The sequence below is a fragment of the Anaeromicropila populeti genome (assembly GCF_900112775.1).
GTDB classification, from domain to species: Bacteria; Bacillota; Clostridia; order Lachnospirales; family Lachnospiraceae; genus Anaeromicropila_A; species Anaeromicropila_A populeti.
Genome location: NZ_FOYZ01000030.1, coordinates 1 through 11,346, shown reverse-complemented (window position 1 = coordinate 11,346; position 11,346 = coordinate 1). Strand labels below are relative to the sequence as shown.

5 protein-coding genes and 1 pseudogene are annotated in these 11,346 nt (G+C 47.8%); 2 read left to right on the top strand and 4 right to left on the bottom strand.

Going from position 1 to position 11,346, the window contains the following annotated elements:
• Positions 1-263: IS3 family transposase (locus BM305_RS18470; protein WP_143099226.1), on the top strand; the 263-nt coding region annotated here is incomplete at its 5' end.
• Here the strand turns inward: BM305_RS18470 and brxL are convergent.
• The 4 genes and pseudogenes from brxL to brxC all read right to left on the bottom strand — a co-directional run.
• Positions 243-2,330, bottom strand: a complete 2,088-nt coding sequence (gene brxL / locus BM305_RS18465; protein ID WP_092564414.1) for a protease Lon-related BREX system protein BrxL — start codon at positions 2,328-2,330, stop codon at positions 243-245. The genes BM305_RS18470 and brxL overlap by 21 nt on opposite strands.
• Positions 2,331-2,356: 26 nt before the next feature.
• Positions 2,357-4,969: a BREX-1 system phosphatase PglZ type A gene (gene pglZ / locus BM305_RS18460; protein ID WP_330393541.1), complete on the bottom strand. Its 2,613-nt coding sequence runs from the start codon at positions 4,967-4,969 to the stop codon at positions 2,357-2,359.
• A gap of 12 nt (positions 4,970-4,981) precedes the next feature.
• Entirely contained in the window at positions 4,982-8,485 is a 3,504-nt protein-coding gene (gene pglX, locus BM305_RS18455; RefSeq protein WP_092564412.1) for a BREX-1 system adenine-specific DNA-methyltransferase PglX, read from the bottom strand.
• 10 nt (positions 8,486-8,495) lie between these two features.
• A pseudogene (gene brxC / locus BM305_RS18450) lies at positions 8,496-11,021 on the bottom strand (BREX system P-loop protein BrxC); the annotation flags it as partial.
• Between the two features lie 72 nt (positions 11,022-11,093).
• On the opposite strand from brxC, the gene BM305_RS18445 reads away from it, so the two are divergent.
• A partial coding sequence (locus BM305_RS18445; RefSeq protein WP_143099209.1) for a transposase occupies positions 11,094-11,346 on the top strand: 253 nt, incomplete at its 3' end.

Here is an 11,346-nt window from a genome sequence, read left to right as displayed (position 1 = left end):
ATAAAATAATTGATGAGGTTCTAAATGCCTTTAAAATCAAACGTTCCTTAAGCCAAAAAGGGTGTCCATATGATAATGCAGTTGCAGAAGCAGGGTATAAGATTATAAAGACAGAATTTGCATTTAAAAGAGTTTTTAGCAGTTTAGAGGAACTGAAAAGAGAATTAAGTGATTATGTAAAGTGGTATAACAATAAACGTATTCATGGAGCCTTAAATTATATGACTCCAGTAGAATATCGTTTATCTAAAATGACCGAATAAAAATTGTATAAAAAAGTGTTGACAATCCACAGCCTCTTCAGCGCTTTTGTATAGTATGAAATCAAATCCGGTAGATAGGTCGGTCGGTACCGTAGCCAGTTCCGGCATGCAGGTCGCTGGCATCAGCACTTTCTTAGCGCCACTATCCAAGCACACCTGCAGGGTGTTTGCAAGCTCGTCCACCGGAATCAAGGTGCCGCTGATGCTCATCTCACCGAGAACAACCATAGAGCTTTGCACCGGTCGTCCAAGCGCAATGGAGCATAGTGCCACCAGTGTAGACATTGCCAACTTCTCGGTCATCCCGATGCCCTGCAAGTCCTGATAATTGATGATGTAGTCCTTTGTGGTCGTGCTGATGGAGCCGCTGATGCGATTGCTGTTTGCTTTCAGGAAATTGAAGGCCGTATTGGTAGCCTCCTTACATCCACGGTCAGAGCCGATGCCTGTCCTCTCAAACTTTCCGTTACCCGGCAGCATTTGAGATTCCAAGCGGAACACGCCAATCATGCCGGACTTACCACGGGAAACCGTGTAGACCTGGCCCGGATTGCACATGCCTTCCGGTATCAGCTTGCCGCCACCTTGCTCCGGCACGGACACGTAGTGTTCCTCAAATGTCTCGTTATCTATGTAGGAGAAGTTGACATCGTAAAACTCCATGCCGCCCAGCTTCTTGAGCTGTTCCTTGACACGGCGCCGCATCTCCAACGAAAGCTGCAGCACTTCTTCTACTTCTTCTTTGGTAAATACACCGTCAGGATAAACCAGCTTCAGGTAGCCATCCACCATTCTACGAACAGCAATGGTATCACGCTGATTCAGGTTTTTGCCAAGACGGAAATAATGGTCAAGGCTATCACCGTACTGCTCCTTACGCAGCTCACGGATGAACTCCGACAGGTAGTCTGTGATGAAGCCATAGTCATTGGTAAAATGCTCCGGTCTGAACTTCGGAATTTCCCAACCCGGCAGGTAGCAATGCATACGGTCAAGAAATGCGGTATCGGTGCCCATTTCCGGTGGGAACGGGTCAAAGAGGCTGGATGTCTTTAGTAGCACATCCACGCTCTGATTGATATTACCGACAAACACCATCGAAGCCGATGCAGCCTTTTCTTCCTTGCCACGGGCAAAGGAGCCGGATGCCATATAGTCTTTCATAATCTGGACGCCGTCATTATCTTTGAAATGAATGCCAGCGACCTCATCAAAGGCAACACAATCCCACAGGCCAACCAGACCTACCGTCTTGCGGCCCATGTTATAAAACAGGTTTGCCACTGTCGTTTGGCCACCGGAAACAAGGATACTGTTCGGTGAAATCTCTTTGAAGAGATGAGATTTACCGGTGCTTCGTGGGCCAAGCTCACAAAGGTTGAAGTTGTTCTCGACAAGCGGAATCATACGGGTCAGCAACAACCACTTTTCACGGTAGTTCAGCTCGTCCGGCTCCATGCCGATAGAGCGCAGCAGAACATCAATCCACTCATCCTTTGAGAATGCCTTGCGGCCAGCCTTCAACTCGTCGATGTCCACATGAGGCATCTGAATCGGAGTTAGCTTCACAATCTGGATGGGATAGCCGTTCTTCTTATCTTCCTCATCGTACTCATAGTTCAGCTGGACGATGCACCAGATGCCGCCACAAAGCAGGCGGTCGTATTTCTCCGGATACTCATCCTCAATTGGAACATCGCCCAAGCCAAGGTTAGAAAATTCGGCAAAGAAGCGATTCTTCTTGATATCCAGCTTCACCGTAATCATATCGATGACCGTGTGGCTGCCGTTCTTGCGCAGCTTGGCAAGTATCTTCTGAGCCTCATCCGGGCGTACAAAGTTATCTGCCAGAATACGCTTCACATTCTGCACGCCTTGTTCGATGATGGCGTCATCGTCAGAGCTGCAATACTGGCCCAGCAGGAACTCCAAAACATAGACCGGTACATTCGCTCCTTCTTTAATCTTCTTCGTCAGGTCTTTGCGGACAATTTTGCCGTCAAAGTTCTGGCGAAGTTTTTCTTTTAACTCCTCACGAGTAAATTCACTCGCAGCATTTTCTTCCATTCCTTACACCTCCAAATCCGCACGGATTATCCGAAGAAATTAAACTCATCCAGTGCGAAGGCAATATCTATCTGGAACTCTTCACGCTGCGGTGCCTGCAGACCGGATTCATCTGCAATGACCAGATAGTAACTATCCTGATTGCTGTATTTCAAACTCTTAAGGTTAAAGCTGCAACGGAAAGTACGCTCCTGTCCGTTATCGCTGGTCTTATCTGCTATGATACGTGCCGTATCGCTGATTTGTTTTCCATTGGAATCCACGAAGTAAAGCAGGTAATTACAAGCAGAACGATTGTCGCCGACTGCTTCCTTCTGGTAGAAATTCAGCGAGAACAGCATGTTTACGATTTTACGGGTAGCCGAAAGCAAGCTGACTTCCACCGGCTTGGTATCGTACTTGTCTTTGTTGCGCTGATAGGACTTGTAGGCATTGCGCAGGTACTGGTACTCGATAACCGGCACCACCATCTCCTGTAGGCTGATGCCGCCATGCACGAAGTTCAAGCCGCCACCACTCATCTTGATACGGACGTTCTCTCTCGGTGCGTAGGCCTCCATCTCGGACTTGCCATCTAAGAATTTGACTGGCATCAGATAGTCGGGATTGGAGCCCTGCTGCATCAGGCAGAAACGTCTGCCATATTCCAGCATACGATTCACAAAGCCAGTCTTGTCCACCTTGTCATCCTCGGTCAGAGGGCTGTAGGTATACAGGAAGCCGTGGTCGGCTGTGATGTATATTCTGGTACCACCAAACTCATTACAGATGATACGCACCAGATTTTTGATTTCGGTAATGGCATCCTCGCAAGCCGGGAACACCATGCTATCTGCCGTATGGCTTGCTTCATCCACTTTATCATGGTAGATGTAAACCACATCCATACCCTTTACCAAAGCGGAACGCTCTGCACGCTTCATGCCGATGATGTTCTTGTATTGCAAGGCTACGCTCTGGCCGCACGCACCTTTCAGTAGCTTGTCACGGTTATTGCTGTCCGTTGACTGTCCATCTGCCAAGACAGAAACCAATCCGCTGGTCTTCTGAACTGCAGACAACTCTTTATGCGGAAGCAATGCCGCCATACCAAACTTGGTGATGGTCGGGAAGATAGCCTCCATGCTGTCCAGTGATACCTTGCTCTGGGTCTCACGACGGAGCTGGTCTGCCAGAGAAGCTGCAACCTCATAGCGCAGCGCATCCGAAATGATAACGTAGACCTTGTTATCAGCGGACTTCACCTTGCTGCGGTAGAAATCCTCCTGCTGGTCAACCTCCAGAATACGTCCGTAATCAGCCAATTCCTCAGCACATACATTTGACCAGTTGCTGCCAAGCTGGCCAAGGAACCAGCCGTTATACAAGCCCTCTACCTTTTCCACTACATGCTTGAACAGGTCATCCAGCACGCTGTTGGAAACAGTCAGGCTCTGCCCGAAGCAGAGGTGGAACTGACGGTAGTAGGCATCCATTTTATAATAATCGCTTGTGTAAGCATCCCAGACCTTTTTTGCCTGTGCAAGGTGGAAGCCTGCAGCGTGTTCATGGTAGAACGCCTGCATATTGGCTACTTGCAGCAAGCCCTCATAGTAGCAGGAAACATGGTCATACCAGACCATTGCTCTGCGTTTTTCTACGATGGCGGTGATGGCATCCACGTTGATGATGTAGTCGCTGATTTCCTTCATGAGGATGGTCAGGATACACTCGTTGATGCAAGGGAAGCACTCGGTATTCGCAAGGTCATCCACGCCCAGCTTCAAGAAGCGCTGCGGAAGACGAGCCTCATCCTCAACGAAACGAGCGATGTGATACAGGCTGTCACGCTCACTGCTCTGGAGCCAATCCGAAACCATATCATAGCAGTAAGATTGGTGCGGCGTGGAGATAAAGGCATCCAAGCCTGCCAGATGCTCGCTGCGCATTGTTCTGGTGGTGGCTGTCAAAAGAATGTGCGTAGCCAAACGGCCCAGGTCGCAGTCGTCGCCTTCGGAATAACCGGTAGCCTGTGAAACCATCACCCAGAACGGATTCTGTGCGCCGTACTTCACGAACTCCTGATAGATTGTATTTGTCTCGATATCCAGCGACTGTGCAAGCACGGCCTGCATGATGCTGGAAGGCTGGGTATCGCTCACGCCGCAAATCTGTGCCATTACGGCAAGGTGCAGCTGTGATGCGGTGCCGATATTTTTCGCAAGCTCAGCCACGTTCTTGCGTCGCTCGATGTTGTTGAAGAACTTGCGGTAGCCCTTGACCATCTTGCGGATGGTAGGATTGTTCGGCAATCCCATCTCGTCCATCCAGATGGAGTTCAGGTCGGCCCGGAACTCTTCACTGTACATCTCAATATTGATAAGCCAGTTATCCTCCGGCTTTTCATAATGCACCGGGCAATACACAAGGTAGTTGCTGGTGGTGTCATCCACTGCAAGGAGCTTTTTTGCCGCAAAATTGTTCGTGCCGGTCAGGGCCAGAACGGACGCATTGTCCAGTTCCAGCTCGTCCAGCTTATCCTCAAACTCCAGGTCTTCATCGTACCAGAAGATAATGCGTCGCTTATAAAACTCCGGCAGAGGCGCAGCAAACCGGCGATTCAGGTCTTGTGTAATTGTCTGTAAATCCATGCTGGCCATTCTGCCACCTCCTTATTTAATCTTTGCCAGAACATCTTGGAACTTGGCATAGTTCACTTTCACACCGTCATCCAGGTCAATCGAAATATACTGGTCAGCCAAGTGATGGATTTTCTCTTCGTATTCGTGAATTTCGGCACACTGGTCTTGTAATTTTTTCAACTGCTTTGTCAGCTTCACACGCTCACTGGTGGATGCAGAATCAATGCGCTGCTCCAAATCAGCCATAGCGGTACGGTAACGGCCCTGCTGCTCATGCACATAGTCGGTGCGGATACGAGCGATGGTGTCCGGCTGATAGCGATGCATATAGATGAGCGCTTTGAAGCCGCCCTTCTTGCCAGAATCAAACAGCCAATAAATCGGGCGCTTCTGGTAAATCTTCAAATGGTCAGTGTAGAAGTCGTTCATGAAGTAGTTGCGGATAACTTCCTCCGGCTGGCCCTTGCCGCCGAGTGCATCGGCGATAAACTTCAAATTGGATTTCAGGGCTCGCTGACCATAAACCGTCTCAATGAATTTCACAAAGCGACCAACAATGTCATCTGGGAAATACTCATCATCACAGATAGGAATGATATTATCCTTGTCTGCCGGGTAAACCTTGTACTTGCTCTCATCCCAATCGCCACCGGCATAGGCAAGGCCTGCTTCATCCAAAGAATAGCGACCAAACATACAACCTACTGCATAGGAAATCAAGCTCTTGACCTCACGCTGCAAATCGGCCTTGCGAACAGTGACATCCTTGTCTTCCACTTCTGGTGTTAGCTCATCCTGCAAACCGTAAATGTCGATGAAGATGCGGTTGAGTTCTTCTTCATTGGATTTCAGCTGATTGAATCGCTCTTCGCACTCTTTCTCCCAAGCTACAAAGCACTCGCCAAGGTCTATATTACTGATATCGTCAAAAAGAACTCGATTTTTTGCAATCACAGATACAAGCGGATGCCGAGCAAAATCCCATGAGTTTTCATACGCATCCCAATCATTCTTGGCCAATAGAATGCAATTCTCAACAACATCATCAATTGCCGGAACACTCCTTTTATCAATCAATACGGGGATTTTGGATAATGGGCCAATGTTAAAATCAAGTGTAGGGGCTAAAAATTCAAGGAACTTCATGCTGATTTTTGAATTGACAAGGGCCAACACATACTTCTCTATCGTTCTATCTGCAAAGAACATCGATGACCCTTTTGAATCAAATATAAATCCTTTATCAAATGCTCTTAAAGAGATATTTCCCGAAGACAATGATGACCAAGTCAGTCCCGGCAAGAAGAAATAGCTAATATTGGTTATGGTACGGGTCACAGAGTGATATTTTTCGACCGCTAATTTTTTCATATCCCGACCGTCATTTTCCCAGTTAACCAAGTAGTCATTATTTCCAAACCACTTTCTGAAACTTCCGCCCTTATTGTAAGGGAACCACTTTTTTCTGGTTGAAACCGACTCTTCTATTGATGAGCAGTTATAATCGACTTTTTCTGGAGAAACTTCAAACCACAACTTCAAAAACAAATCATTATTCAGCGTTTTAACACCCTGTCTCGGCTCCGCAATACTACTCAATGGCTCCGCCTTTGAAAAAGCACCTATTACAGCTTCACTGCTCCAGTACGCATAAGGCTTTCCAGGTATTCTCAAAAAATTCGATTGATTTGAGTGGTAGATGTTTTCAGTGTTTGAGAACTCCTTCGCTTTTCCGTTTTCACTCGGATAGGAAACAAGCCGAACATATGTTGCGTTATAGGCATTGCAGTTTGTCTTTCTCAACACAAATGTCGCTGACTGAACAACTTCACCACCAATTTCATCAAATGCTCTCGGCCCCAAATGCGCCATATTAACAACACTGCTATTTAAACAATCCTCCCTCATCTTTTCAAAACTCGAAAGGAACATCCAACCATGTTGTGTAATCATTGCCGTAAATGCATCCTTGCGAGAGAACTCAATGCATCTTTCAATGAACACCGAATACAGGTCAGTTTTTGAATTATCGTATTTATTTTTGATGAATGTAATTAACTTATCATCCATTCCTGTTCCACCCATGTATGGCGGATTTGTTATAACAACATCATATCTATTTGCCAGAATCTGAGCAATTCTCGTTAGTGGCATCAACTCATTCAACGCCGTCTCACGGGAAATATTGATGTCCTCACGAATTTCATCAAATCGAGCATACAGCGCAGCCCAATCCTGCTGGGTTACTGTCAGAATAGAGCCGTACTCCTTGGCATCGTGCAATTCCTCAATGATGGTTTTGATAGCCTTCGTCAGCTTGGCATCGCCATTTGCAAAGTAATCCACGGTGTAAGCATCCACATGATTGCTTTCCACAATGGCATAAACATGTGGCTGGATGCCACGGCTAAAGAAACGACGGTCATACTGTCTTGCCTTCATCATAACAGCAAAGCTGGCCAGCTGCGCAGCACGGTCATCAATATCCAAACCGTAGATGTTATTCTCTACAATGCTTGCCACTGCCTCACGTGCGGTATAACCGTAGGCTTCGTAAATCTGTACGAGCACGTCGAATAGGTAAGCGAGGATGTGGCCGCTGCCGGAGCAGGGGTCGATGCAGCGGATGTCTTCCGGTTTCAGGGCAGCATATTCCTTGCGGATTTCTGCCAGCTTCACCTGCACATCCGGCTCCTGTTCTGCTTCTTCCAGATAGTATTTCCAGTTAGATTTCAGTTCGTCGTTTGGATGGCCTTCCACCCACAAACGGCCCAGAGAGTTTTCCACCATGTAGCGGACAATCCAATCCGGTGTAAACAACTGGGTGGTCGCCGGGATATTCTCTTTGGTAATCTTGACATTCTTTTTCAGGGCGGCGAAAACGTCGTCCTTTTTTTCGGCATTATAATACTGGTATAGCCAGCCGATAATCTGCACAGCATCCTTCCAGTCATCCTCCGGGATGAGGGCAATCATCTGCTCGATGGCGCTGCCTTCACGCAAGAGGTTATCCGGAAACAGAAGCTCAGTGTAGTCATCGATTTTCTGGAACATTCCGGGCAGAATACTGCTGAGCGCATTGCACTGGGTGATGATGAGGTACTTAAACAGAGCATCGTTATCGTTGGCATCCTTCAGGGCATAGACCTTCTCCATGTCCAAGCCTTCGATTTCCAGATTGATGGCCTCTGCCAGAATCTGCGGCTTGAAGCGATTCTCCTCGTCCGTAAATACACGCACGTGGGTAGGCAGGTAGCCGTTCACTTCCATAAAGCGAAGGGCAGAGAAACGGTTAAACCATGTATAGGCAACCTCCTCCATAACCTGCTCAAAGCCCTCGGCATTGATTTTCGCAATCAGGGCCTGACGCTCTTTTTTCTGCTGTGCGGTCAGCACGACACCATGTACGCTTGCGGCATCGGCTGGCACAATTTCTTTATCGGTAATTCCATATTGCAACGCTTTCTGGGTGACACGGGAGATTAACTCTCGCCGTGCCCAGACTGCGTATTTTTTTATCGCATTCTTGTCCATAGGTTTCTCCTTACTTCAGCTGGATGCCGTCGCAGTTATTCAAGAGCTGCTTCAGGCTGCTGCGCATCTTCTCCACATAGTCATCAATTTCCAGTTCGCTTTCCAGACGCTTTGCTGGGAACACAATGGAACGATTCAGGGACTTATACACCTTCTTCGGTGCAGGAGGTGTAGGCTGTCCACCGCCGACTGGTTTTACAGGCGGCGGAGTGACCGGAGGCTTTGCAGCGGTTTCCAGTCTGTCTACCGTGGTATCTTTATACTGCAGCATCGGAGGCAGAAGGCCATCCAGCAGGGCCAGACTCTTCAGCTCGTTAATCTGCTGCTTTTTCTGTGCGTAGAAAGTATCTGCGGTCTGGATGATGTTCTTAACATCCGCACTGCCAGCGGTGGTATGGATGGCTTCCATGCACTGGCGCACGATTTCCAACAGCTCGTCACGCTTTGCTTTCAGCAGGCGCTCGTGGCCTTCGGTTACTGTGGCCATCAAGCCATTCAGTTCCGGGATACGCTTATAATCAAAGTTGCCACCGGACTGGATAACGCAGATAAGGCGAATCTGATTCAGGGCCGTATTGGACTCAGGCTCATGAGAGAGATAATCCAAGTCGTGATGCAGGTCTTGCTCCATCTGAACAGCTGCATCAAATACAGTCACCTGATTTTTGAAGAATGCCTCGACACGCTGCATCTTCTCTTTGTTATCATCCAGTGCATCTTCCTTTTTGATGACACGGTCAATCAGGGCAATGTTGTCCTTTGCCTGTGAAAGCACATCATCCATCAGTTGGATGCCTGCCGCCACAAGGGCATGGTCAGGATATTTATGGCCATCATAGCGTGCTTCCAGAGAAACATAATGCTGCTTCTGGCCTTCAAATTTCTCAACGATAAAGGCAATCAGACCGTCCTCGTCATCCGGCACATCCATCACATCAAAGTATTCACGAAGGAACTCTTTCACTTCCTTCATCTTGGTGATGGAAACGACCTGACGCTTGGAGATGCTGGTCTTGCCAATTTCGCTCTTCTTACGCAGCATATCCGGCAGCTTCGGATTGTTCGGCTGGATAGTGGTACCGGCATACTTGATGGTAACCTTCTGGTCGAAAATCAAACGTGCTGCCACAGCGGCGATGTCGATTTCACGCCAGCCGTAAGGGATAGCCTGATAGCGGCTCTGCACGTCAGACATGGAAGTCGGCAGATTCTTGCGAGACTGCACTTCCAGATATTCTTCCATCTTAGCTGCTGCATCACGGTTAGGCTCCATGCCCGGAAGCACAGTAACAGTGCCGTTCAGGATAGCAAGAATGTCCGCATCGGATTCCACGTTCTGGGTAATCAGGTCAAGGTCGCTGTAAACATGGGAAACCAGATATTCCAGTGCCTGGTCAATCTTTGCCTTGGCATCACCGGCTTTGATTTCAATATGTTCACCGGCTACATAGAACTCGGCACCAGCGATGGCCTTGCGCAGTTCCTCTGTTGCAGAGGCTTCGAGGCGAGTCGCTTCATCCTGCTGGTCACGGATGATGTCCTGTACGGACTTTGGAAGCTGAGCCACGTTGCGCTGTTTTACATACTTGCGGATTTTCATTGCCTGTTCCAGCGAATTGTAATAATCGGTTTCGCCCAGAACAGCGATAGCCTGTCCGGTGGATTCGGTCATCAGACGCAGCTTGGATTTCTCCACTGCATCGGTAGCCACGGTCAGGAACTTAAGGCGCATTCCACCGGTTACGGCACCAACGGTCACGCCGTCTACCATCTGGTCGAATGCAAAGTCATATTTGCCATAGCGGTATTTCTTCGTTGTATAAATGTCAGCGAAAATCATCTGAGCGATACGCTCCACGATGGCTGCGGTATCCACGGATGTTTCGTTTTTGATTGCTCTCTGGATGTCCTGCTCTTCATCGGTCAGGAAGTTATAGCTCTCACCAGTTCTGCCGATATAGTTCTGGCCCAGCAGGCGGTTAAGAGAATCCCGGACGGTCTCACGCAGGGAAATCTTATCGACACGGATGTCATCTGCCATCAGGACAACGATGTTATCTAAGTTTGCAGGCACGTCATTATCAATATAGCGGATTAAGTACAGCAGCTTCAGTACGTCCACATCGTAGGCTTCGATGCCATCGCCAGCCTCTGCCGCACGGGCGCAGCGCTCAATTACTCGACGGATACTGCCGTCAAGGAAGGTGTGTACGGTATCGTAAAAGCGGAAGAACGGAACAAGTGCGTACTCGTCCTTGTCCTGAATCTTCTGCGCTGCCTCCTGGAAACCAGAAAGCATGGAACGTTCACCATTGGACTGGTGCTTACCGGCATTGCCATGCTTACGGATTTCATTGAACACCTTCTGCATGATGATGAACTGGTAAGGCACAAACGGGAAGTTGACTGCAAATTCACCCGGTGTGGCATAGCCTTTGATGTCCAGCTGTGCGCCATTGAAGGTGAACAGGTTACGCAGTACAGAATCGTTCTGGTCGTATACCTCGGTCAGCTCTTTTATTGCCTCCGGTGTCTTTGAATAGGTTATAATAAATTATACAAATCATATTCGGTCATGATATAATGAGAAAAATGGAGGATAACTATCATGGCAGGAAAAGTAAAAAATTACACCGATGATTTTAAAAAGCAAATAGTCGCATTAAGGCAAAATGGTAAACCAGCAGCAGAAATAGCTAGAGAATATCAACTGGCTAAATCAACAGTAGTGAAATGGACAAATGACTATGGTAATACAGGTTCTTTTAAGGCTAAAGATAACAGAACTGACGAAGAAAATGAGTTGATTCGCCTTCGTAAAGAAAATAAACAGTTATTAATGGAGAATGATATTTTAAAGC